The organism is Bacillus cereus group sp. BfR-BA-01349 (genome assembly GCF_022663795.1).
Lineage (GTDB): Bacteria > Bacillota > Bacilli > Bacillales > Bacillaceae_G > Bacillus_A > Bacillus_A cereus.
Genome location: NZ_JAKUGE010000001.1, coordinates 47658 through 71274, shown reverse-complemented (window position 1 = coordinate 71274; position 23617 = coordinate 47658). Strand labels below are relative to the sequence as shown.

Genomic DNA, 23617 nt, shown 5'->3' with positions numbered 1-23617 from the left:
GATTAATAGATGAGGTGAATCGATGAATAAGAAAGCAGTACTTGTCCTTGTTATTTTTGTATTGTTTGTAGCTTCGATTGTGAGCGGTAAATTGTACTGGAATAAGAAGATTGCAAATGCAACAGGACAAACGAGTGAAGTAACGAAAACAAAAGCTGAAGTAAAAGATAGCGGAGCAAAGAAAGAAGAGAAAAAAGAGGAGAAAAAAGAGGAGAAAAAAGAGGAGAAAAAACAAGATGCAAAGTCATCTTTTAATGAGGCATACGCGAAGAACTTGCCAGATGCAGTGAAAGAGAAGTTAAAGAAAGCTGCTGAGGATAAAAAGGCAGTAAATCTTGTTATTGTTGGTGATGAAGCTTCTTCATCTGAAAAAGGTGCTTGGGCAGCTAAGCTAACGGCTAATTTAGAAACTGCTTATGGTAAAGGTTTATGGAATGTGACTGTAAAGGAATATAAGGGTGAAAGCACAGAAGAGTTAATTACGAATAAACGTGATAAAGAGATTGCAAAAGATAATCCAGATGTGATCTTATTTGAGCCACCATTTATTACTGATAACGGTAAAACTGGTAATGGGAACTCTGTTGTGAATACACAGAAGTTCGTTCAAGCACTTTCTACTAGTGCAAAAGGTGCTACGATTATGATTCAACCATCAAATCCAGTTTATGGTGCGAAAAATTATCCGAAATCGATTGAAGCATTAAAACAATTTGCGACGCAAAATAATTATACATATATTGATCATTGGGGAGCATGGCCGGATGCTTCAACGAAAGCAATTTTACCATACCTACAAGAAGAATTCGGTTTCCCAAGTGCAAAAGGACATGATGTTTGGGCGAAACATGTAACTGATTATTTTGTAGCTAAGTAATAAAGGAGAGATAAAAGGTGTACGAGTTCCCGTATACCTTTTCCTTTTATAATTAAGATATCTGAAAATAGTAGGAGGAAAACAATGAATTCAATTTTAATCTGTGGCGGAGCTGGCTACATCGGTTCTCACGCTGTGAAAAAATTAGTAGACGAAGGTTTATCTGTAGTAGTAGTAGATAACTTACAAACTGGTCATGAAGATGCAATTATGGAAGGCGCGAAGTTTTATAATGGCGACCTTCGTGATAAATCATTTTTAAGGGATGTTTTTAAACAAGAAAATATTGAGGCGGTTATGCACTTTGCAGCTGATTCTTTAGTTGGAGTTAGTATGGAAAAGCCCCTTCAATATTATAATAACAATGTGTATGGTGCACTTTGTTTATTAGAGGTAATGGATGAGTTTAAGGTAGATAAGTTTATTTTCTCTTCTACTGCGGCAACGTATGGTGAGGTAGATGTTGATCTTATTACTGAAGAAACGATGACGAATCCAACGAATACGTATGGAGAAACGAAGTTAGCAATCGAGAAGATGCTTCATTGGTATAGCCAAGCTTCAAATTTACGTTATAAGATCTTTAGATACTTTAACGTGGCTGGTGCAACTCCAAGTGGTATTATTGGAGAAGATCATCGCCCAGAGACACATTTAATTCCTCTTGTGTTGCAAGTGGCGTTAGGCCAACGTGAGAAGATTATGATGTTTGGTGATGATTATAATACACCAGATGGTACTTGTATCCGTGATTATATTCATGTTGAAGATTTAGTGGCAGCTCATTTCTTAGGGCTTAAGGATTTACAAAACGGCGGAGAGAGTGATTTCTATAACTTAGGAAATGGTAATGGTTTCAGTGTAAAAGAAATCGTTGATGCAGTTCGCGAAGTTACAAATCATGAAATTCCTGCTGAGGTAGCACCGCGCCGTGCGGGTGATCCAGCACGTTTAGTTGCTTCTTCTCAGAAAGCGAAAGAGAAGTTAGGATGGGATCCTAAGTATGTAAATGTTAAAACAATTATTGAGCATGCTTGGAATTGGCATCAAAAGCAACCGAATGGATATGCTAAATAAATACAATAAGTGAAAGAGAGGGTATCGTCGACAAAATATGTTCGACAATACCCTCTCTTTTTTTATAGAATTTTTGCTATACTAAACTGTACTATAATACATGATGGAAGGAGGAGAATGATGAAAATACTTGTGGTTGATGATGAATCGAGTATTCGTAATTTGATTCGGATGCAGTTGGAGATGGAAGGTTATGAAGTATTGGCAGCGGCTGATGGGAGAGAAGCTTTAGAGCGATGGAATGAAGGGCCGGATGTATTGATTTTGGATGTTATGCTTCCGGATACGGATGGGTATGAGTTGCTTCGTTTGTTCCGTGAGAGGGATAGGGATATTCCGGTGCTTATGTTAACGGCAAAAAGTCAGATGAATGATAAGTTGCTTGGCTTGCAGCTTGGTGCGGATGATTATGTGACGAAGCCGTTTAATTATGCGGAGCTTATTCTTCGGGTTAAGAATATGGCGCGGCGTGTAAAGAAGACGGAGGCAGCTGTAAGTCATGAAGTAATTGAGGCCGGGGATATAGTGATTTGTCCTAAGGAAAGAAAGGTACATGTGAGTGGACAAGAGATTCAGTTAACGTACCGAGAGTTTAATTTATGTCAGTTGTTTGTTTCAAATCCGCAGCGTGTGTTTATGAGGGATGAGTTACTTGAGAAAGTATGGGGATTTGAGTATATCGGAAATACGAGAGCAGTTGATATTATGGTGCAGAGACTTCGAAAGAAGCTTGGGACGAGCGGAGAATATATTAAGACAATTTATGGCGTAGGCTATAAACTGGATTGTTAAGTGGTGATGGCATGTCTTTAAAGAGAAATATGGTGTTCGGAATAGTTGGGCTGTTAATTCCGATTTTTGTTCTTTTATATGCAGTTGTTTATATTACGTTAGAAAAGAATATGTATCATAACGCAGCAGATTCTTTAGAAAAGTTAAGTGTAGAAGCACAAATTTATACGATGAATTATTTAGAGAAGGAAGCAGAAGTGGATACGCTTGGTCCGAATTCACTTTTAATTGCGTCGTATTTAGCGAAGCGTATGGATGTCCGTGTGCAGATGATCGGGAAGAATGGAGATGTTGTTGCAGATACACAAAAAGGAGCATTGCTTCACCGTAACATCGACATTGAGAGTTCTTTGAAGGGGAAGAAGTCTTATGTTTTTGAGGAGGCGGATCCCGCTCCCATTCTTTTGTTTTCAAGCCCGGTTTATTATGGAAACGATGTCATTGGAAGTATTCGTTTTATAAATGAGTTAACGGGTGAGAAGGAAGTTTTAACAAATGTGAGCTGGACTTTCTTAATGACGTCTCTTTGTTTAGTAGCTACCGGTATTTTCTTTGCAATTCGTTTGGCGAAGTCTCTTCATAAACCAATTGATCAGTTGAGACAAATGGCACAGCGGCTCGCGAATGGTGATTATAAGAGTAAGATTGAGTTAAATGAGTACGTGGAAATCGCTCAACTTTCAGCATCTTTTAATGCGATGGCTGATGGAATTGAACTGCATATTAAGCAATTGCAGGAGGAGAAAGAGAAGCAGAAAGATTTCCTAGACCGCATTACGCATGAGCTAAAAACACCGCTAACGGCAATTATCGGTTATGTTGATTTAATTCCGAAGTTACAATCGAAAGAAGATGTACAGGAAAGTCTTCGTTATGTGGCTGTGGAAAGTGAGCGTTTATTATCACTTGTAGAGGAACTGCTTAAGTCCTCGAAATATGGGACGAGTACGTTTGAAGTGTCTCCTACAGTTGTGAATATAAAGGAATTGGCAGAAGAAGCAGTTTCAATTGTGAAACCTCGTCTAAATCAGTTTGAAATTGAAGTGGTAAATGAGTTAACGGATGTACATGTTGTTGCGGATTTTGATAAGACGAAGCAAATTTTCTTAAATGTGCTTGATAATGCAATTAAGTATAGTGATGCTTCGCACATTCGTATGAATGTAATTGTAAATGAGCATGAGGCGAAGGTTTTTGTTCATGATGATGGGATCGGTATAGATGAAGTGGTGCTTGCAGAGTGGAATGAGTCTCCGAAAGGAAAGGCACTTCCTTCTAGTTACGGGAATGGTTATGGTTTGTATATTTGTCAGGAGATTATGAATAAGCAGGGCGGAAGCATGCGGATTGAGAGTAGTGAAGAAATAGGTACTACAATATTCATTACATTTTTGCTTCCGAGAAGGATGGAAGACATAAAAAACTTGAAAGCGGTTAAATGATACATTTATGAAACAATTATGCGGTATTTTCGAAACAACGTTTTTTTATCTTGGAGGTAGGCAGAAATGAAAAGGCTATCATTTCAAATTCTTATATTTGTCATTTGTATAATTGTTTCTCTCGTTTTGTTTTATGTTATGGAGAAGCAAATCTATAATCGAATCAACATTGTAAATGATAAACAAGCCGTTTTACAAAGGGTGAATGAATCTCTTCCAATTGAAGTGAAAGTAAGACATGAAAAGTGGGGAGAAATCGTTGTAACGGATGAAGTCCGTTTGCATACGATTATTTCATTCTTTGACCGAATTCGAATAGAGCCTGGGGACGTTAAGAGCCAAGAACAAGTATTTACTGGAGAAGTAACGTACTTGAATGGACATAAGCGTACTTTTGCAGTAGGTGACTTGTTCCAGTATGGGGAAAATGTATACGGAAAGAATGGCATGGATCCGATGATTTCAGCACTTCAAACGTATTTATTAAGCCTGTATTACACGCCAGAGCGTATTAGTGATTTCTTTGCTTCAGCAAAGGATGTCGTAGTACGTCAAGGCGATGTGGTACGTACTATCAATCTTACGCACATACTTGATTCTATTCGATACGCAAAGCAAATTACAGATTACGGAGAAATTCAGAAGTTATTACAATCGCAGAATGAACCGATTGCTTATATTACAGCTTATAAAACAGGTAAGCGTGTAAAGAATGATCGTGAAGATATTCTTACGATTTCTGTGTATCCATCGTACTTTGTTGTGCAATATCTCGGTGATAATAACGGGAATGTCATGTATATGAAAGGCTCTCTAGCAGAGTTATTCGTAAAGGAGAATGCGTCATGAGAAAGATAGCCTTTTTCTTCTTTTTGCTAGTAATTGGAGGAGCGATGTCTAGTTGCTCTCGAGATACAACCTCTATTAAATATAGTAAAAATGGTCTCCCTATTTTGGATGATCGTCATATTGTTGCGTATGTGGCGGCTCGTGAGGAAGTTGGTGAAGCGTTACTTTCATCATTTTGTAAGCCGCGAGGATGTACGTATGAATTTATTCGTCTTTCAACAGAAGAACTTCTTCGTAGAGTGGAAGAAGAAGCTGGAAATCCGAAGGCGGATATTATTATTGGCGGTACAGTAGATGCGCATCAAATGATGAAGCAAAAAAATCTTTCTATTCCTGTGATAAGCCAACATGCAAATCGTATTTCAAAAACTGTTAAAGATAAAGATGGTTATTGGTATGGTTATGAAGTGGAGAAGCTGGCAATTGCGATTAATAAAGAGCGGTGGAACGAGGAAATAGCGCCGCTCGGTCTCTCGTATCCGTTAAGATGGAAAGATTTATTGAATCCAGTATATAAGGGGAAGATTGTCATGCCCGATCCAAATGTTTCAGGTACAGCATATACGTTTTTCCAATCACTTATTGATACGTTAGGTGAAGAGGAAGCGAAGGAATATGTGAAGAATCTGGCAGAACAAGTTGGAGAAGTAACAGTGAATGGTTACATCCCAGCAGAACTTGTTGCGAGCGGTGAATATATGATAGGCATCAACTTTATGGGAGATCAGAGAATGCTTCAAAAACAAGGCTTTCCGATTTTAAGTAACGAACCTGAGCAAACAGGGTTATCTGTTAATGCGATTTCTAAACTAAAACGTGCACCGAGTGGTATTATTGCGGATTTATTTATTGATTATTGTTTATCAGAAGAAGCGGGGCATATTTTAGAAAAAGTGTCGTTTGGCGTACCAACGATGTTTGCGAAGAATGAGAAAGAAATAGAAGGACAGCCGGTTAGAAGGACGAACCAAAATATATCAAATAGCGGAATAATCGAGATATGGAATAGACAGCGTCTCTCTCTGAAGTGAGAAAAGGAGACGGAAATATATGTTTAAATGGCTTAAGCCAGCACCTGCAATTGAAAGATTGCCAGCGGATATGATCGACCGTGTATATCGATTACTACGTATTCGTGTGTTAATCGGGATTTCAGTTGGATATGCTGCTTATTATTTAGTTCGTAGTAACTTTACGTTATCAAGTACGTATTTAGTACAAGAATATGGTTTTAGTACAGCTGAAATTGGTCTACTAGGTTCAGTAATGGCAATTGTTTATGGATTTAGTAAGTTCTTTATGGGTAATTTATCAGATAAAGCTTTCGCCCAGCGCTTTATCGCAGTCGGTTTATTCTTATCAGGGCTTGTAAATATTTGTTTCGGTTTTGCATCATCATTTGGGATGATTGTTACATTACTCGTTGTTAACGGTATTGTACAAGGTATGGGAGCACCACCTTGTAGTATTGTTATGACGAAATGGTTCTCGAAGAAAGAACGTGGTACGAAAACAGGTCTTTGGAATATTTCACATAACGTTGGTGGAATGCTTGTGCCACCACTTGTCGGAATTGGTGTAGGTATTTTCGGTGAAAATCATTGGCAAGGTGGCGTATTTATTTTCCCTGCGATTATCGCAATGGTAATTGCAGTACTTGTTTGGATCAATGCGAAGGATACACCAGAATCTGAAGGTCTTCCTCCAATTGATGAGTATCGTAATGACTATGAAAATCTTGAAAAAGCAGATAATGCTAACAAGATGTCACCAAAAGAAATTTTAATGAAGTATGTAGTGAAAAATAAATTTGTATGGTTCTTATGTATTGCGAATGCTTTTGTTTATTTAATTCGTTTCGGTGTTATTAACTGGGTTCCACTTTATTTAACGACAGTTAAAGGATTTTCAAAAGCAGAAGCGCATGCGGCATATGCAATCTTTGAAGGTATGGCAATTCCAAGTTCATTAATCGTTGGCTTTTTAAGTGATAAATTATTTAAAGGAAAACGTATGCCATTATGTATTATTAGTATGGTTGGAGTTGTTATTGGTACGTTTATATATTGGCAAGCAACTAGCGTACTTGTTGTAAGTATTGCAGTTTCTATTATCGGTTGTTTAATCTATGTACCACAGTTCTTAATCGGTTTAAGTGCGATGGAATTAGTACCGAAATTTGCAGTAGGTACGACAGTTGGTATGTGTGGTCTATTCGGTTATGTAGGCGGAAGTCTTGTAGCTAACGCAGCAATTGGTGTTATTGTTGATAGTTCTGGCTGGGATGGTTGTTTCATCTTACTATTAACAGGTGCGGTTTTATCAACAATCTTCTTATTTATTGTTCAACGTGGACATGAGAGAAAAGATCCTAAAGTAGCGTAATATTTTGTTTGAAAAAGCTATCCAATTTTTATATTGGATAGCTTTTATATTTTTATTTAGGAAAAATAAATAGTATGTAAAATTGCAGTTTAATATGTAAATGATTTTTATTACTTAATATAATTTTTTTAGATTCCATAAACCAAATAGATACATGGTTGTACCAAAAAATCCGCCAGCGCAGCCCCAAAGCATAACATCAAATAAAGAAATAGAGATTTCTTCTGAACCTACATAGGGAAGGATATAATTCATAAAAACAAACATTTGAAAGCCCCAAAGTACACCTGCTTTTAACCCAGCTTTTCTTAATTTTTTCTTGTGTTGTAAATATTCTTCTTTTGTTGCACATTCAGTATCACTTAAACCTTTTTTCTTGAATTTAAAGGCTAAATAATTAGCGTAAATCATATTAGATAGAAAAATAAATATAGTTCCTATAGATATTGTGTGGTTCATAGTATCAACAAGTAACATAATAAGCATTACCAACATATTTAACCACCACAAACCAATTCCAGCTACAGATAACTCTTTATTGATTTCTTGTTTTTGGTATTCATCTCTCTCACTTAGTGTTCCAACAAAACTATTATAAACTCTTTCTTTCCATTCAATTTTCATCATTTAATCTCCCTCCCAAAATAGACTATTTAAATCTGTTTTTAGTGCTTTTGCTAATTCGATACATAAGGCTAAAGAGGGATTATATTTATTGTTTTCAATTAAATTTATTGTCTGTCTCGCCACGTTAACTTTTTTAGCTAACTCTAGTTGCGATAGCCCTTCAGATTTTCGATATTGTTTAACGTTATTCAAATATAACCCTCCCATTGATGGTTGTAGACCTCGTGTACCGAAATGTCATTTATATGTGACATTTTATAATTGAATAGATGAAATGTCAAATATATATGACAAAAATGATTTTAATAATTTATCTTGGTAAGAAGTTTATTAATAAAAGATGGCTTACATTCATATAAAAGTACTTGAAAATTCAATTTAAATTATCCTTTTTCCTTTCCTTAAATCTATCTTAAAAGATATAATGTCATATTTCTAATCATTGGAATTTTTGTTACAATATAAATGGATGTGTAAAACTTTGTAAAAATAATGTAATAATATGTAATCTATTTTCAGAAAGGTTTATACAATTTTTATATTAAACTATTAAGTTATAAAAGGGAGCGAGAATATGTTACCAAATACGGTTCGTACTCCAAACAAGAAGAAGAAATGGATTATTATTGGGGTTATTGCACTAATTGTTATTGTAGCGGCAATTAATATTTTTGTTATGCAAGGTAAGAAGAAGGGTGCATCAACAAATGCTGATGCTGTAAGTTTTGAGAAAGTGACAGAGCGTAAGCTGAATAATACGAAGTTAATTTCTGGTCAGGTGAAGCCTGGTAATATTGAAAGCTTCTATGCAGATCCGGCCAAAGGGAAAGTGAAAGATATTGAGGTAAAAGAAGGGCAAGAGGTAGAAAAAGGTACGAAGTTATTCTCTTATGATAATGAAGAGATTAATCTTCAAATGAAGCAAGCTGAGCTTGATCAGAAGATGGCGGATATGCGTTACGATCAAGGGAAAAAGAAGATTGATTCGTTGAAGAAAGAAATTAAGAAGGCGAAAGATAGCGGAGCTGGGAAAGAAGTAACAGATCCGATGGACGAGCAAGTAAACGAGTTAGAGATAGGGCAAAAAACAATTGACCTTGAGAAAGAAAAAGGAAAGTTGCAGAAAGAAGAGTTAAGTAAGAAGCAGAAAGAACTTACGATTTATAGTAATTTCGCTGGTGTTGTTCAAAAGTTAGATAAAGATGCGGCACAAAGCTCATCTCAAGCGTTAGGTGGTCAAGGAAAAGCGTTTTTACAAGTAGCTTCTAAAGATCCATTCCAAGTTCAAGGTACGTTAACTGAGCTTCAGAAGTCACAAATTCAAAAAGATCAAACATTCACTGTGACGGCGAAAGCAAATAATAAGAAGAAGTGGACAGGTAAGATTACAGAGGTAAGTGAGTTCCCAACGAGCGCAGAGATGGCGCAAGCTGGCGGCGTTGGTGAAGCAACTCAAAATATGTCCCAATATACATATAAAGCTAGTCTTGATAGTCAAGATGGTTTATCTCCAGGTTATCATGTTTCATTGCAAGTAAACTTAGAGAATAAGAAGATGATTGCTGTCCCAAGTAAGAGCATTGTAGCAAAAGGCGATGATGCATTTGTTTATGTTGAGGATAAAGGTAAGCTTCGTAAACAAAATGTGAAAAAAGGTTCTACTGATGGGGACTGGACAGAGGTTGTAGAAGGCGTAACAGTGGGGCAAAAGGTGGTTAAAAATCCTTCCGACGATGTGTATGACGGAATGGAAGTGAAAGAGAAATGATTACGTTAAATAATATTGCTAAAACGTATTATCAAGGAAAGTTGGCAGTGCCGATTTTGCACGGTATTAGTTTAACGATTCAGAGCGGTGAGTTCGTTTCGATTATGGGACCGTCTGGCTCTGGTAAGTCGACGCTTATGAATATTATCGGTTGTTTAGATCGTCCAACAGAAGGCGAATATATGCTGAATGACGTGAATATCTTAACAGCAGACGAGTCAAAGCTTGCTTTAATTCGTAATGAATATATTGGCTTTGTATTCCAGCATTTTAATTTACTGCCTCGTCTTTCAGCAGTGGAAAATGTTGAGCTTCCGCTCGTATACGGTGGCGTGAAGAAAGCAGAGCGTCGCAAGCGTGCTTTGGAGGCGCTAGGTAAAGTTGGATTGGCAGATCGCGTGCATCATTTACCAAATGAGTTATCAGGTGGACAGAAGCAGCGTGTAGCGATTGCAAGAGCGATTGCAAATAATCCAACGTTTATTATGGCCGATGAACCGACTGGTGCACTTGATACGAAGTCTGGTGAGCAAGTTATGAATATTTTCACGAAGCTTAATGCAGAAGGTACGACGATTGTTATGGTTACGCATGAAGAGGAAGTGGCAGCGTATTCTTCCCGCCGCATTGTACTGCGAGACGGGAAAGTTACAGAAGATAGAAGGTGTGCGGTATGAGTTTACTAGATAGTATAAAAATTGCCTTATCTTCTATTTTAGCTCATAAACTGCGTTCAGCTCTTACGATGCTGGGTATTATTATCGGGGTAGGTTCGATTATTACTGTCGTTGCAATTGGGCAAGGCGGGGAAGCGATGTTGAAATCAAAATTCGCAGGTTCTGGTGGTAATAACCTTATGCCAATTCAATTTAAAGCAGATATTAATGATGAATTTGCTATAGGTGGATTTGAAATACCGAAGTTAACGGAAGAGGATATTTTGGAAGTAAAACAAGTGAAAGATGTTTCACACGTTATTACAACAAATTCGACAACAGAGACACTGGATGTAAATGATAAAAAAGCAAGGCTGAATGTTATTGGACTTGATAATGAATATTTTGCGGTTAATAAAGTAAAGGTTGTAAAGGGCCGCTCCTTAAATGAATCAGATATTTCTCACGCGAATAACGTTGTGATGATTAGCACAAAAACAGAGGAAACGTTATTTAAGGACGTAAACCCAGTTGGACAAATTATTGAGATGAAGGGACAGCCAATGCAAATTATTGGTGTGTATACATCAGATAATGAATTTATGGGATTTGAAATGGAAGAAGCGTTAATTCCTCTTACGTTATGGCCTGTTTTATATGGGACAGATGATATTCAAAATATCGCAATTCAAGCTAAAAATGTAGACAATTTAGAAGCAGCAGGGAAACGAGCTGTTGATGTATTAAATAGTCGTAAGCCAAGTGAAATCCCAGGTAAATATGAACTGGTGAATTTAAAAGAACTCCAAGAAAATGTTTCTAAAGTAACTAGCATCATGACGATGATTATCGGTGGTATCGCTGGTATTTCATTAGTCGTTGGTGGTATTGGTGTTATGAATATCATGCTCGTATCTGTAACGGAGCGTACGCGCGAAATTGGGATACGTAAAGCGCTTGGAGCAACGCGTAGTAAAATTTTATTACAGTTTTTAATTGAAGCTGTTATGTTAACACTTTTAGGTGGTTTAATTGGAATTGGTCTTGGGTATGGCGGAGCATATATCGTTTCTACATTCGCAAAATGGCCACCGCTCGTTTCGTGGGAAGTTGTCGTTGGAGGCGTACTGTTCTCGATGACACTCGGTATTATTTTCGGATTAATTCCAGCAAATAAAGCTGCGAAATTAGATCCAATTGAAGCATTGCGTTATGAGTAATTAATAGTGTAGTAGAACTACACATTACCGTTCTAGTGGGCGGTTCGTAGCCTCTATATGAGGAAGTGAACCGCCCGTTAGAACGGGTTATATAAATAGAAGGAGGCGTTATAATGGAAGCTAATATTAATACGCAAGATGTAGGTGCGAAGAAGCCATCATTATTAGGAATGATTACTTCTCCAAGTGAGCAGTTTGAGAGAATGAAGACGAGTAATGCAGTTTGGGGTGCATTTTGGCTACTTGTTTTAATAGCTGGGCTTGTTGGGGGATTTGCTGCTTATGTATATTCTCTAACACCTGAAGCAATTAAGCTTAATAAGGAATTAGGTGTTACTGTTTCAGCTGCAATGACATATGGTATGGGATTTGGGGTAATTGCTATTAGTATGGCATTTGTCTTTCTACTTAGTGCCGTGGTGTATAAAGTGTTAATGGTATTTATAAGCAATGATACTTCTTATAAAAAATTATTAGCGATTACTGTATATTCAAGTGTTATTTCATTACTAGGTTTATTAATAAATACGATTTTAGCATATATTTTAGGTGGATCAGGTCAAGAAATGTACACTGGCCTAGAGCCAATTTTTGCTTCAAGTAGTGGTGTTGTAAAAGGCATTGTAAGTAAATTTGAAGTGTTTACAATTTGGGGATATGCAGTTACATGGCTAGGTCTTCAAATTACAGCAGGTTTAACTAAAAAGCAGGCAACAATTATTACTATTGTTTTCTTTGTTTTAACTCTTGGAATGGGCGCTTTACAAGGTATGTTCCAATAAGGAAATAAAATAGAAAGGTGGCTCTTTCAAGAGTCACCTTTTTTTATTTTTACCCCTATTTCAAATACCACCAACAAAATTTCAAATACTAGCTGGTGTAATTTCAAATTCCGTCGGTAGTATTTGAAATTACTCACGGTGAAATCTTTTCTTTATTTTTATATTGTGAAGGTACCGCGGAATACTAGAAAGGTATACCTTTTAGAAACGGGTACTGTGTGAAGCCAGCCACTTTTAAAGAGGCAGTTGTTTTGTACGAAGGGATGATTGTAAATCAGATAAAGAAATTAGGTATTCGTAAAGATTATGAAGAGTATTATCAATGTGGTTTAATCGGTCTTTGGCATGCGTATGAAAGGTTTGATGCAAAGAAGGGGTATTTCCCTGCATATGCAGTTGTAACGGTGCGAGGTTATATATTAGAGAGATTGAAGAAAGAGTTCGCAGTGCAGGAGAAGTGTGTATGTGTAGGAGAGTATGAGGATATCTTTCATTTTGAGGATGTTGAAATAAGAGTAAAGGATTTTATGAGCGTGTTAGATGAGAAGGAGAAGTATATTATTTTTGAACGTTTTTTTGTAGGGAAGACGATGGGAGAAATCGCTTTAGAGACGGAAATGACATATTATCAAGTAAGATGGATGTATCGGCAAGCAATCGAGAAAATGCGGGATAGTGTAAAAGGATAAAAATAGGAAATAGAATGGAAGGTGAGGAAATACTACCTTCCATTCTATTTGTTATTAAGGTGATGAATCTTGCATGTTCATTTGGGATAATACATATCCAGCTTTCCATAATTGCTGACTTAGCTTATGGGAACTAATTTGTATCGTTACGGTAGCTCCGTTTGAAAAATGAATTTTAGCTCGTTTAGCTTTTTTGAAAAACTCTATTGTATGAACATGTTTGAAGAAAAGCCAAATACAATTTGGAGAAGCAGGAGATTCTGTTGGGAAAGCACAAATATATTCTCTATGATTGATCGGAATTGGAACGTTTTGTTTGAATTTAAATTTTGTTTTTACAGCATTACGTCTCCCTTGATAAGTAGAATGAATATTTGTTAGACAAGATTTCTGTATAAGTTGGAGAGCAGTTTGACAGGAGTAAAGATGGTTTCCGCTACTGTCGATAATTTTTGTACGGTAATAAGGGTGTTTACATGGTTCAAGCATCATTGTAGAACTAGAAATAAAAATGTTGTTTTCATTATCCATAATTCTATAGCCTCCCTTATAATTTTAATTCCGAATATAATTATATATAAATTAAGTAAATTCACTGTTAATATTCTATTTCATATTGTAAATTTTGGCTATTCGTTTACAATCAATAGGTGATAGTCTTTCTAATTTGCATCGCTTGTACATATATATGAAAATAGAAAAGAGTAGGCGGTGATATAGTATGAAGAAAAAGTATATTATTATGGCTTTAGTTGTCGTTCTCCTAGTATATTTAGCAAACAGTAATCCGAGTAAGGGCGAATATACAGAATGGGCAGCGAAGCAGTTTATGAAGCGTAATGATGTGAGTAAGAAGCTAGATGAAGTTCAAAAAGAGAATGAAGAGGGTCTCCTTGGCGACTTGGCATCGGCCGGTAAAAAGTTAGCGAAAAAGTATGTTGAGCCACAAGTTGGGTTATTAATTGATCATTATACGAAGCGAAATGATTATATATTCTTCTCAACATATACGACTGAGTTTGATATAGGGGAAGAACATTATAAGTACGTATACGTCGGTTTCTCAAAGATTTTTATTCCGATTGAAATGCCGAAGAAAAAAGACGAATCTGCAAAATGATGCAGATTCGTCTTTTTAATTTTATAGAGTAATTGGAACTTCAGATACATTTTTTTCTACAAGGCGAGCTCCCTTTTTTCGTGTATTTTCATCAATGGATGAAAATACAGATGAGGCAAGGATTGTATCCATTACTTGATTTACGACTTGTGCATCGATTGGTGTGATGGGCGTATCGATAGAAAAAACGACTGTTTTTCCATCTTCTTTCGCGAAAATCAACTCTAGTACTTGCATGTGTTATTCCCTCTTTTGTATTTATCAAGCTATTTACGGGATTCGGGTCTGCCGGTTAAATTGTGGTCTAATAATCAGCGGGGATGAATAAAATCCCCACTAATCCGAGTTTTACTTTATAGTTTAGAAAGATCTGATGTGCTTACAAGTTGCACAGCGTGAAGTGGTGATGCTTGTAAGGAAGCTAGAGCATGAGCTACGTTGTGTACTTGATCTAAGCTCGCGTTTGTTTTAACACGTTTAAATTGTTTGCTCTTGAAAACTGTTTTACCGTTCTTATCTAATCCGTTGTTTAAGACAAGACGTAAAGTTAAATCCATTACGATTGTTTCAATTGCCATGTGTATCACCTCCTTTCACTTTATAAATAGGGTACAAATGTCATGTTTTGGCGTGAAATTTTTTCTTTTTTTTGGTACCCTTAAAAGATTAAGAGAGGAGAATTCTGGATAATGAATCGTAAATGGTTATTTTGGATTCCTGTATTACTATGGATGGGGCTGATTTTCTATTCTTCGGCACAACCATATAAAAAGCAGGATATGCGTTCAGATATTGAACAATATGTAAATGTTGAATTTGTGAAAGAGCATTTTTCATGGGTATCTATTGATTATGGTGGAGGAACCCCTGTTAGTATTGCGAATAAGGGGGTAGGCGGATTTATTGAGTTTTTCCTTCGTAAAGGTGCTCATTTTATGGTGTTCTTTATGCTAGGTTCATTGATTTATTACGCTTTTCATCGATCAGGTCATTCGAGGAAAAGATGTTTTATATATGCCCTTCTTTTCGTTGCCGGTTATGCAACATTTGATGAAATTCACCAATGGTATACGGGAGACCGTACACCAATGTGGCAAGATTCATTGCTTGATACGTGCGGTGGGTTAACGGGGATTATAATAAGTAATTGGTTTTGGAATAGAAAAAAGCGCTAATCTCATTTTGAGATTAGCGCTTTTTTTGCGGGTAGTAAAACTCCCCGTAAATGGCCTAATTAAAGTTTCACTTTATACACCAAGTAATTCTTTTAGTTCGTCTGTTGATAGTTCAGTCATCCAACTATCGCTTGTGATGACTGCATTGTTTAGAGATTGTTTTCTTTCTAGCATTTCATCAATTTTTTCTTCTAATGTTCCTGTTGTAATGAGTTTGTGAACACGAACAAATCGTTTTTGACCAATGCGATATGCGCGGTCTGTTGCTTGATTTTCCACAGCTGGATTCCACCAACGATCGTAGTGAATGACATGGTTGGCAGCGGTTAAGTTTAATCCTGTTCCGCCAGCTTTTAAGGATAAGATGAAAATGTCATACGTTCCGTTTTGGAACTCCTCAATCATCTTGTCGCGATCTTTTTTCGGTACACTACCGTTTAAGAAGAGGACACGCTGGCCGAATTTTTCTTCTAGCACACGTTTTAGCATGTTCCCCATGCCGATGTATTGAGTGAAGATGAGGCAACTTTCATTTTGATCTTTTATATTTTCGATGAGCTCCATTAACGTTTTTGTTTTCATAGAGCGTTCAACGACATTTTGTGGCTCTTCTTCTTTTAAATAAAGAGCTGGATGATTACAAATTTGTTTTAGCTTGTTCAGCATAAGTAATATAAAGCCGCGTCTTTCAATTCCACTTAATCCTTCGACATTTTGCAGTGTATCTTGAACAAGTTGTTCATATAAGGAAGCTTGTTCACCAGTAAGAGGACAGTAAGCTTTTTGTTCTTGTTTATCTGGTAAATTTAATGCGACTGTTTGATCTTTCTTCGTTCGGCGCAGTAAAAATGGTGAGATAAACCGTTGAACTTGCTGGATTTTTCCTTCATCACGATCCTTTTCAATTGGTGTGACGAAGCGGCGTTGGAATTGCCCTAAGCTTCCTAGATATCCATGATTAATAAAGTCGAAAATGGACCAAAGTTCAGCGAGGCGATTTTCCATCGGTGTACCAGTTAAAGCGATTTTGTGATTTGCTTGCAAGTTTCGTACTGCTTTCGACTGTTTCGTATGTGGGTTCTTAATATTTTGTGCTTCATCCAAAATAACAGCATCCCAGCATAATGAAGTTAGTTCTTCCTCATCGAGTTGAGCCAATGCATAAGATGTTAATACAACATCTGCTGATTGAAGGAAATCTTCAAAAGAATTGCCCTTATCTCTATTACTTCCATAATGTAATTGAACACGTAAATTCGGTGCGAAACGCTCAAATTCTTTTTGCCAATTTCCAAGAACAGATGTCGGCGCTACGATTAATGCAGGGCCTGTTTTGAGATTGTTTTCTTTTATATATAGTAAGTAAGAGATTGTTTGAATACTTTTCCCGAGTCCCATATCGTCAGCTAACAATGCCCCAAATCCAAGCTTTCGTAAATATAATAACCATTCAATGCCGTGTTGTTGATACGGCCGAAGTGTTGCGTTTAGTGAAGTAGGGACATCTACTTTTGGAATATCTCCAATATGAAGCAGCTTTTGGAATAGTTCCTCATAATATCCATCTAGTTCGATTTCAATATCAGTAAACGGACTATCATCTTCTACAATTTCTGTTTCAGCCGTATTTGATAAATGTTGCTGCAGGACATCTTTCATTTCTAGTCCGTATTTATCGGCACGGTTCATGAGTTTCCTTACTTCTTCGATAAAGGCTGGATCTAGTCGCATCCATTGACCGTTTATATTGAATAGACGTTTATTTTGTTCAACGAGTTCGAAAAATTCGCTTTCTGATAAATCAATGCCGTTCGTCGAAATGCGCCAATCAAAATTAACGAGCGTATTCATACCGAAGAACGATTGTGTTTGTGCTGTATTTTGCTTCAGCTGGACACGTAATTTCGGTTTTGTTGCTTTTAAATTTTGCCACCATGATGGTAGTAAAATTGTAATGCCGGCTGCAAGTAATTCATTGCTTGCTTCTGTTAAGAAGTTCCAAGCTTCTGTTTCAAAGAGCTCATTTCGGAACGTATCTCCTTCTTTTAACCACGGTATGAGTTTACTAAAACCTTCTTGTGTTTCTGTAATCCGTTCTTCGTAATCGTGCCATCTTTTCGGTAAGGAATCGATGTTTTCATATACATATATGCGATGCGCCCCGCGCTTTGGTGTCACAATTGTTTCAAGCTTCCACATTTCAAATTCTTCTTGTGGTTCTTGTAGTCTTAGTCCGATTGTAAACGGAAGATCATCTTCAATATAACCAATTTTCCGAAGCCAATCTTCTTCATGTAGTGCTGTTTCCAGTTGTCTTTTCGTAAAGTCATAATGTTCATATAGTCTTTTAGCATCTTCCCAGCCGTCATTTGAGCGGTTGTCTTGTAATATGCTTTCATTAACTGCTGCTGAGAAAAGCGATGCTAATGTGTCATCTTCAATTGGTGTATTTTGAACTTTCCAAGATGGTTGTTTAGGCCAATGATTCATATCTGGTACGAAACTACCACTCGTAAAGGCATCCCATAGTTCATTTGCATCTTTCGTAAGTGCTGTAATCGTGCCGTTTATTTGAATATGTGCAAAGGAATTCATCGGTTTGTTTGCAATGTATTCAAAGGCTTGTGCATTTGTTAGCAGCACACCTTGTTTTCCTTCGAAGGTTGCTTCTTTTAGAAACGTACCGTAGAAAGAAGTGGAGTGCCATGTGAATGCATTTCGTTTCCAACTTGTTACGGATAATGGAGTACCGCTGTCATCTTCTCCCCAAAGGAACCAACCTTGACTAACATGCTGGAGCCTAATTGTTACTTCAGTTTGATTGATCATCGATTAATTTTCCTTTCCGTAATTCCTCTTGTAGTGCACGCAGACGTGAATGGAGATTGGCGATGTGAATAATGAAAGCATCCCATTCATCGGTGCGTTTTAATCGTTTATATAATGTACGTAATTTCTTTAAGTAACGAACTGCACGTTTATATGATTTACGATTTCGTTCTTCAATCGCCTCTACAGCAGCAAGATGGTAAAGAGGAAGTGCCACTTCTGGCGCTTCTTTTTCAATATCTTTCAGTGGTTCTTTCAACAGTTCAATTGCCTCAAATCCATATAAGAGATGAAGCTCTGCCCATGTGCGATACTGTTTTTTCGCGAGTACGTACTGTTCGTAGTTTGTGAAACTATACGGCAATAGTTCTTGTAAAATCATTTCAAAACCAGCTTGTTCATTTGTATGTGTTGCATATGTTTCATACATGATTACAAATAGCCGAACGATATCTTTTATGAAAATCGTATTTTCGTGATCTTGGATCGTTTTCTTTACTTGTTTATACGTAAAGGAAAGCCAGTTTTTTGCACGATCCCATTGCATGGCACTTAATAGTTCTTCTAACCAATAGAAGTATAGACTCACAACAGAAGCAGGTTGTTTCTTTAGTAAGTCCATCGCTAGTAAATCTTCATCATTTAAAAAGAGAAGATGAGAAGACGCTAATGCTTTGGATAGTGGATTGATTTTCGTATCGATTCGTTTTTCTTCCTCTTGTATGTTCTCTTTATTGTTTAAAAGTTCACTCCATATGTGACGATAAATGAAAAATCGCTCTTGCGTATAAGCGTCGGTAGAGAAGAATACTTCATGGACGAGACGAGCTGTTTCTTGCAAAATTATTTCAGACTCTGAAGGAATCGCTTCTGATTGTAAGTCCCGAACGATGGATTCCACTTTATCTACAAATAGGCGAATGACATTAACAGGTTGGTGATAAGAATACGTTTTGTTTGCTTCGAATGCCTGAATTTCTTCTAATAATTTTTGAAAGCAGTAAATTGCTGCATGTAACCTGAATAATTCATGTATGGCGATGACGCGCGGAGCTTTCCGCTCAAGCTTCGTATAGAAATCTGTAAAGATACTCATAAGAAAATACATTTGTTTATAAGTAAGGCGAGCTTGTTCTTTTTTAAATGATTCATATTCTTTTTCAAAATATGATTCCCAACTTTTATAATCCGTTTCTTCAAAAGCTGATGATTGCAATACTTGTCTTGCAGTTCTAATAGGAGGAAGGGAAGGTTTCGTATTATTTTTAAATAAAGTTAATACATCTCCTACTTGCCCGAAACTAGACGCTGCAGATAGTAATACAGCGAGCATATGCTCACATTGTGTTGGTGCGAAGCAATCACAATAACTTTCAGCGACATTACGAATCGGAATATGAACGCTATATACGTTGCCTTCCGCATCTACAGTTCCTGACAGTGTATAACCATCAAAGTCAACGTTGTAGACAACACCACTACGATATAGGTGCCGAGCTGTAGCGACATGTTCCTGATCAGCTGTTTGCTGCGGATCTAGTCCTTGAACGAACTCATTCGCAATCATCATAATTTCATCTTTCGTAATTGAGTGTTGCAGCATAATATTCCTCCGTACACATATTTCTTTCCTTTACCATTATAAACAAAAAATGCTCAAAACAGAAAAAATGAAATTTGGATTACATAACTTGAAAATCATGGTAATATATAAAATGTTAATTTTATATATGAGTATATACGTATATGAGGAGAAATGATTTGTCAGATTTACAGACGAAGTTAGGTAGTGGAATGAATAAGTTACAAGAAGGAATAGAACAAGGGAAAATGAAGTTGCAAGTTGCACAAGAAATTGCTCAATTGAAAAAGGGAATGCAAGTGCAAATGCAGAAAAAAGCAGAGGTTCTATTAGAGGTTGGGCAGCAAGTGTATGTTCAATTAAGAGGAAGTGGAGTAAATGAAGCGAGTTTAAAAGAAATGATTGCTCCAGTTCAAGAATTTGATGTAGCTATTTATCAAGCAAGAAAGCGCATTGTTGAATTGCAAAAACAACAAGGTGAAAAAGCTACATGTGAATGTGGTGGACCTTTATCAATAAATGATAAGTTTTGTGGTTCGTGTGGAAAACCTAACCCGATGTTAGCAGTAGAAAATGAAGGTGAAACGGTAAATTGTATTTCATGTAATGAGCATATTGATAAAAACTCTACTTACTGTCCAGTTTGTGGAATTAAGAAAAGTGGGGAGTGAATTAAATGTATTGTCGCACATGTGGAAAACAACATGGTGAAGAAGTAAATTATTGCCCAAATGAAGGTAGTATGGAGATTGCAGGAGCTATAGATGCAGTAACGTTAGAAAAAGATACTGCAAAATACTGCAAAGGTTGTGGCAGTGAAAATGCTCAAAAAAATTTATATTGTCAAAAGTGTGGGTATTCTTTATCTGTTGTGAAGAAAAAAGAACAATCTGTAAAATTGCCTACAATGGATGGTGCTCCTAAAGTTGAATTTAAAGCAGATAAAGCCGTTTTACAAAAAGGTTTTATTGGTGGGGCTGTTGCAAGTATTCTCATGTTAATTGCTGGCTGGATTGGTAGTTTATTATTTGCTTCTATGTTAAGTGAGATGTTTAGCAAATTTGCGAAGGAATTAGAAATGTTGCCAAGTTTTTATTCGAGTGCAACTTCTACGATGTTAAGTTACCATTTACTTGGTTTTACAGCTAACGATGATAGTGGATTGATATTTTCTTTATCTTGGCATACTCCATTTACATTATTATTAATCATTCCATTTATTATTTTCGCTGGTACAGGAATTTGGTTAGGGAAACAGCATGTTGCGAAAACGATTAAAGATCAAATCTTTATGGCAGCAACAGTTGGTATTATTTATGGCATCTTTTTATTCATTATAAGTTTTATAGCATCACAATCTTTTGCAATTCCATTCTCAGAAGCAGGTAAGATTACGGTTGGCTATTCAGCGATTAAGAGTTTATTGAGTGGTTTTGTATGTGGAACATTATTTACCTTATTAGGATTTATTGCTCATACAAGCAAAAACAATATGGCAGCAGCATTTCAAGAGTTAATGCCATATGGAGCGTCTGTTTATTACGGTGTTTCAGCTATGATAAAAGGACTTTTAGTAACAGCGGTAGCGGTTTGTATTATGGCGTTAGTAAGTAAGGAAGACGGTATTGAACCATTAAAAGAAATAACAACTTTAAAATCTGAAAGTACATTATTAGCATTAGAGTTAACACCTCAATTATGGAGTATGGCTCATTTTGCGCGTTAGAAGTATCAAGTCCAGCACTTAGTAAAGAATTTACTAGAATTGGTAAGAAATCAAATACATATGAGAGCACACTATCGTTTTCATTTATATCAGGCGTCTCTGTAAATGGCGTAGAGCTTAGAGAGATATTGATTTCAAAAGGAGCAAATGAGGAAAGCCTTGCAGAATTCGATAAAGTGAATAATGTATTCCATTATGGTTTATTACTGCTTATTATTCCATTGTTCTTTATGTTTAGAGCGGGAAGAAAGTTAGCTAAATTACCGACCGCCAATATATATATTACATTAGCGGTATGCAGTGGTTCTTACACAATTATGATGATTGTAATGAATATGATTTCTAAGTTCCAAATTAATGTTTCAGGAACGGTAACAGGTTTATTTGGAACAAGTGGAACGGTATTATCTATGCAAAATTCATTTATATATTTAACTTTGTTTAGCTTGATTGTGACATATGTAGCAGCATTTGCTGGAATAAAATTAGCTAAAAAATAGGAGGAGAGCACGTTGAAGTTTTGTGGAACATGTAAAAAGAATGTTGCAGACCATTTGAACTTTTGTCCTGAGTGTGGGAGTAAAGTAGAAGTAATCGTTGATAACACTGCTGCTTCATATACAGAATTACAAAGCGAGACAAAACCAGTGAAAAGTAAGAAAAATTTATTTTTGATCATTGGTTTTGTTGTTATTGCTGCATTATTATTTGGGGCATATAAATTTGGAGCATATAAGTTTTCAAAAGAAAAGCAAGTAAATGTAATGATTGAAGCATTCCAAAAGAAAGATATTAATGCAATTGATGAGTTTGTAAAAGCGAATGATTCAAGCTTAAAGATTAAGACAGAGGATATTAAAGCGTACATGCGTTATTTAAAAGAGAATCCTTCTTACAACAAACAATTACTGTCTTATTTACAGAAAGAGACAGTAGATCAAAAGTTAACAAAAGATAAACCTGCATTTAAAGACGGGGAAATAGTAGAAGAGGGAAAAGAGTGGTTCTTATATCCAAAGTATAAGTTAAGCATGAAATCTTATTATATGAGCATTAGTACAACTGCAAAAAATGCAGAAATACATGTGAATGACAAAAAAGAAACAGAGCTTTCTAGTGATAAAACTTCGAAAGAGTTGGGGCCATACTTCCCAGGTACATATGTTGTAAAGGCAACGGCGAAGACAGAACTTACTGAATTAGAAACAGAGAAAGAAGTAGATTTAGCGGATGAACAGAGCGAGAAGGTGAAAGTGGATTTATCGCTTGAAGGCAAGTATGTAAGCATTTCTTCTGATGAAAGTGATGCAACTGTATTTGTGAACGGGAAAAAACGTGGAAAATTAAATTATGGAAGTTATAAGCTTGGTCCTGTATCCACAGATGAAACAGTAGAAGTACATTTAGAGAAAACTACTGATTTTGGTGTGATGAAATCTGAAAGTGTTAAAATTGGAGACCAAAGCACGTATTACTTAAAATTCCCGAAAGAAACATCAAGTTCAGCGGTGGGCGAATTTGTAAGAAATCATATTTATGATAACGTACGTGCAATTTCATTAAATGATTTTAGTTTAATTGAAAAGAATTATGATAAGAGCGGGAAATCGTATAAGGAAGACCGTGATTATATACAGTATTTACACAAAAAAGGAATTACAGAAGACTTATTAGCGATGGAAGTTCGTAATGTAGAGCGTCAAAGTGATACGAAATATAAAGTAACGACATATGAAGAGTATCATATTCGTTACGGTGATGGATCTGTGAAGTTCAAAAGTTTTAATAACGAACATATTGTAACCGTGAATGGAAATGGAAAGATGTTGTATTATTCTCTTGGTGCAAATAATACTTTGAAATCAGAAGATGTATCTGGTCCAACTCGTTAATATGAGAGAAGCTGTTCAATATTTGAACAGCTTCTTTTTTGTAGCTAAATCGATATTTCGTGTCGAACCGTTGATATATCGTAAGTTATGATAGATATAATTGAAAAATCGTTGATATATTTTTTTACA

23 protein-coding genes and 1 pseudogene are annotated in these 23617 nt (G+C 36.3%); 17 read left to right on the top strand and 7 right to left on the bottom strand.

Going from position 1 to position 23617, the window contains the following annotated elements; all coding sequences use genetic code 11:
* Window positions 1–22: 22 nt before the first annotated feature.
* The 7 genes from MR169_RS00315 (at window position 23) to pgtP (ending at window position 7422) form a co-directional block, all read left to right on the top strand.
* A complete protein-coding gene (locus MR169_RS00315; protein WP_242318722.1) occupies window positions 23–877 on the top strand; it encodes an SGNH/GDSL hydrolase family protein in 855 nt (284 codons plus the stop codon).
* 84 nt (window positions 878–961) lie between these two features.
* Entirely contained in the window at window positions 962–1954 is a 993-nt protein-coding gene (gene galE / locus MR169_RS00310; RefSeq protein ID WP_136986158.1) for a UDP-glucose 4-epimerase GalE, read from the top strand.
* A 120-nt stretch (window positions 1955–2074) separates the two neighbouring features.
* Window positions 2075–2746 (top strand): response regulator transcription factor, encoded by a 672-nt coding sequence (locus MR169_RS00305; protein WP_098202809.1) that lies wholly within the window; start codon window positions 2075–2077, stop codon window positions 2744–2746.
* A gap of 11 nt (window positions 2747–2757) precedes the next feature.
* Window positions 2758–4188: a HAMP domain-containing sensor histidine kinase gene (locus MR169_RS00300; protein WP_000054027.1), complete on the top strand. Its 1431-nt coding sequence runs from the start codon at window positions 2758–2760 to the stop codon at window positions 4186–4188.
* Between the two features lie 66 nt (window positions 4189–4254).
* Window positions 4255–5037 carry a DUF3919 family protein gene (locus MR169_RS00295; protein ID WP_086424220.1) on the top strand — a complete coding sequence of 261 codons (783 nt, stop codon included), beginning with the start codon at window positions 4255–4257 and terminating at the stop codon, window positions 5035–5037.
* Window positions 5034–6068 (top strand): ABC transporter substrate-binding protein, encoded by a 1035-nt coding sequence (locus MR169_RS00290; RefSeq protein WP_001225641.1) that lies wholly within the window; start codon window positions 5034–5036, stop codon window positions 6066–6068. The genes MR169_RS00295 and MR169_RS00290 overlap by 4 nt, the downstream gene beginning before the upstream one ends.
* A 19-nt stretch (window positions 6069–6087) precedes the next feature.
* Window positions 6088–7422: an MFS transporter gene (pgtP, locus tag MR169_RS00285; RefSeq protein WP_000477602.1), complete on the top strand. Its 1335-nt coding sequence runs from the start codon at window positions 6088–6090 to the stop codon at window positions 7420–7422.
* Window positions 7423–7536: 114 nt separating this feature from the next.
* On the opposite strand, the gene MR169_RS00280 is transcribed toward pgtP, so the two are convergent.
* Entirely contained in the window at window positions 7537–8049 is a 513-nt protein-coding gene (locus tag MR169_RS00280) for a DUF3278 domain-containing protein (protein WP_030029401.1), read from the bottom strand.
* Window positions 8050–8241 (bottom strand): helix-turn-helix transcriptional regulator, encoded by a 192-nt coding sequence (locus MR169_RS00275; protein WP_001067016.1) that lies wholly within the window; start codon window positions 8239–8241, stop codon window positions 8050–8052.
* A gap of 382 nt (window positions 8242–8623) precedes the next feature.
* On the opposite strand from MR169_RS00275, the gene MR169_RS00270 reads away from it, so the two are divergent.
* The 5 genes from MR169_RS00270 to MR169_RS00250 all read left to right on the top strand — a co-directional run bounded on the left by MR169_RS00270 (window position 8624) and on the right by MR169_RS00250 (window position 13164).
* Window positions 8624–9817, top strand: a complete 1194-nt coding sequence (locus MR169_RS00270) for an efflux RND transporter periplasmic adaptor subunit (RefSeq protein ID WP_044306710.1) — start codon at window positions 8624–8626, stop codon at window positions 9815–9817.
* On the top strand, window positions 9814–10494 hold the full coding sequence (locus MR169_RS00265) for an ABC transporter ATP-binding protein (RefSeq protein WP_000631626.1): 681 nt from the start codon (window positions 9814–9816) through the stop codon (window positions 10492–10494). The genes MR169_RS00270 and MR169_RS00265 overlap by 4 nt, the downstream gene beginning before the upstream one ends.
* Window positions 10491–11693, top strand: coding sequence for an ABC transporter permease (locus MR169_RS00260; RefSeq protein WP_000054354.1), 1203 nt, complete (start codon window positions 10491–10493; stop codon window positions 11691–11693). The genes MR169_RS00265 and MR169_RS00260 overlap by 4 nt, the downstream gene beginning before the upstream one ends.
* Window positions 11694–11806: 113 nt before the next feature.
* Window positions 11807–12475 (top strand): YknW family membrane protein, encoded by a 669-nt coding sequence (gene yknW, locus MR169_RS00255; RefSeq protein ID WP_044584993.1) that lies wholly within the window; start codon window positions 11807–11809, stop codon window positions 12473–12475.
* Window positions 12476–12693: 218 nt separating this feature from the next.
* Entirely contained in the window at window positions 12694–13164 is a 471-nt protein-coding gene (locus MR169_RS00250; protein WP_000801284.1) for a sigma-70 family RNA polymerase sigma factor, read from the top strand.
* 54 nt (window positions 13165–13218) lie between these two features.
* Here MR169_RS00250 and MR169_RS00245 read toward each other — a convergent pair whose 3' ends face one another.
* Window positions 13219–13695 carry a competence protein ComK gene (locus MR169_RS00245; RefSeq protein ID WP_000368313.1) on the bottom strand — a complete coding sequence of 159 codons (477 nt, stop codon included), beginning with the start codon at window positions 13693–13695 and terminating at the stop codon, window positions 13219–13221.
* A 190-nt stretch (window positions 13696–13885) separates the two neighbouring features.
* On the opposite strand from MR169_RS00245, the gene MR169_RS00240 reads away from it, so the two are divergent.
* Complete coding sequence (locus MR169_RS00240) at window positions 13886–14284, top strand: DUF4359 domain-containing protein (RefSeq protein WP_242318721.1); 399 nt, start codon at window positions 13886–13888, stop codon at window positions 14282–14284.
* Between the two features lie 21 nt (window positions 14285–14305).
* Here MR169_RS00240 and MR169_RS00235 read toward each other — a convergent pair whose 3' ends face one another.
* Entirely contained in the window at window positions 14306–14521 is a 216-nt protein-coding gene (locus MR169_RS00235; protein WP_001197593.1) for a DUF2922 domain-containing protein, read from the bottom strand.
* A gap of 116 nt (window positions 14522–14637) precedes the next feature.
* Window positions 14638–14862: a DUF1659 domain-containing protein gene (locus tag MR169_RS00230; RefSeq protein WP_000963861.1), complete on the bottom strand. Its 225-nt coding sequence runs from the start codon at window positions 14860–14862 to the stop codon at window positions 14638–14640.
* Window positions 14863–14973: 111 nt separating this feature from the next.
* Here MR169_RS00230 and MR169_RS00225 point away from each other — a divergent pair, with 111 nt between their 5' ends.
* Window positions 14974–15459, top strand: coding sequence for a VanZ family protein (locus MR169_RS00225; protein ID WP_001080707.1), 486 nt, complete (start codon window positions 14974–14976; stop codon window positions 15457–15459).
* A 72-nt stretch (window positions 15460–15531) separates the two neighbouring features.
* On the opposite strand, the gene MR169_RS00220 is transcribed toward MR169_RS00225, so the two are convergent.
* Both MR169_RS00220 and MR169_RS00215 read right to left on the bottom strand, forming a co-directional pair.
* Window positions 15532–18288 (bottom strand): DEAD/DEAH box helicase, encoded by a 2757-nt coding sequence (locus MR169_RS00220; RefSeq protein WP_242318720.1) that lies wholly within the window; start codon window positions 18286–18288, stop codon window positions 15532–15534.
* Complete coding sequence (locus MR169_RS00215; protein WP_000939133.1) at window positions 18272–19891, bottom strand: SWIM zinc finger family protein; 1620 nt, start codon at window positions 19889–19891, stop codon at window positions 18272–18274. The genes MR169_RS00220 and MR169_RS00215 overlap by 17 nt, the downstream gene beginning before the upstream one ends.
* A 158-nt stretch (window positions 19892–20049) precedes the next feature.
* Between MR169_RS00215 and MR169_RS00210 the strand changes: the two genes are divergently transcribed.
* The 3 genes and pseudogenes from MR169_RS00210 to MR169_RS00200 all read left to right on the top strand — a co-directional run bounded on the left by MR169_RS00210 (window position 20050) and on the right by MR169_RS00200 (window position 23488).
* Window positions 20050–20541 carry a zinc ribbon domain-containing protein gene (locus tag MR169_RS00210; RefSeq protein ID WP_242318719.1) on the top strand — a complete coding sequence of 164 codons (492 nt, stop codon included), beginning with the start codon at window positions 20050–20052 and terminating at the stop codon, window positions 20539–20541.
* 5 nt (window positions 20542–20546) lie between these two features.
* Window positions 20547–22096, top strand: a pseudogene (locus tag MR169_RS00205) (zinc ribbon domain-containing protein).
* Between the two features lie 12 nt (window positions 22097–22108).
* Window positions 22109–23488, top strand: coding sequence for a zinc ribbon domain-containing protein (locus tag MR169_RS00200; RefSeq protein WP_000666891.1), 1380 nt, complete (start codon window positions 22109–22111; stop codon window positions 23486–23488).
* Window positions 23489–23617: the final 129 nt, after the last annotated feature.

Coding starts and splice junctions, on each gene's coding strand:
- MR169_RS00235 (WP_001197593.1), bottom strand. CDS start 14,521: ATGCAAGTACTAGAGTTGATTTTCGCGAAAGAAGATGGAAAAACAGTC.
- MR169_RS00230 (WP_000963861.1), bottom strand. CDS start 14,862: ATGGCAATTGAAACAATCGTAATGGATTTAACTTTACGTCTTGTCTTA.
- MR169_RS00220 (WP_242318720.1), bottom strand. CDS start 18,288: ATGATCAATCAAACTGAAGTAACAATTAGGCTCCAGCATGTTAGTCAA.
- MR169_RS00280 (WP_030029401.1), bottom strand. CDS start 8,049: ATGATGAAAATTGAATGGAAAGAAAGAGTTTATAATAGTTTTGTTGGA.
- MR169_RS00295 (WP_086424220.1), top strand. CDS start 4,255: ATGAAAAGGCTATCATTTCAAATTCTTATATTTGTCATTTGTATAATT.
- MR169_RS00315 (WP_242318722.1), top strand. CDS start 23: ATGAATAAGAAAGCAGTACTTGTCCTTGTTATTTTTGTATTGTTTGTA.
- MR169_RS00265 (WP_000631626.1), top strand. CDS start 9,814: ATGATTACGTTAAATAATATTGCTAAAACGTATTATCAAGGAAAGTTG.
- MR169_RS00225 (WP_001080707.1), top strand. CDS start 14,974: ATGAATCGTAAATGGTTATTTTGGATTCCTGTATTACTATGGATGGGG.
- MR169_RS00270 (WP_044306710.1), top strand. CDS start 8,624: ATGTTACCAAATACGGTTCGTACTCCAAACAAGAAGAAGAAATGGATT.
- pgtP (WP_000477602.1), top strand. CDS start 6,088: ATGTTTAAATGGCTTAAGCCAGCACCTGCAATTGAAAGATTGCCAGCG.
- MR169_RS00240 (WP_242318721.1), top strand. CDS start 13,886: ATGAAGAAAAAGTATATTATTATGGCTTTAGTTGTCGTTCTCCTAGTA.
- yknW (WP_044584993.1), top strand. CDS start 11,807: ATGGAAGCTAATATTAATACGCAAGATGTAGGTGCGAAGAAGCCATCA.
- MR169_RS00290 (WP_001225641.1), top strand. CDS start 5,034: ATGAGAAAGATAGCCTTTTTCTTCTTTTTGCTAGTAATTGGAGGAGCG.
- MR169_RS00260 (WP_000054354.1), top strand. CDS start 10,491: ATGAGTTTACTAGATAGTATAAAAATTGCCTTATCTTCTATTTTAGCT.
- MR169_RS00300 (WP_000054027.1), top strand. CDS start 2,758: ATGTCTTTAAAGAGAAATATGGTGTTCGGAATAGTTGGGCTGTTAATT.
- galE (WP_136986158.1), top strand. CDS start 962: ATGAATTCAATTTTAATCTGTGGCGGAGCTGGCTACATCGGTTCTCAC.
- MR169_RS00215 (WP_000939133.1), bottom strand. CDS start 19,891: ATGCTGCAACACTCAATTACGAAAGATGAAATTATGATGATTGCGAAT.
- MR169_RS00305 (WP_098202809.1), top strand. CDS start 2,075: ATGAAAATACTTGTGGTTGATGATGAATCGAGTATTCGTAATTTGATT.
- MR169_RS00245 (WP_000368313.1), bottom strand. CDS start 13,695: ATGGATAATGAAAACAACATTTTTATTTCTAGTTCTACAATGATGCTT.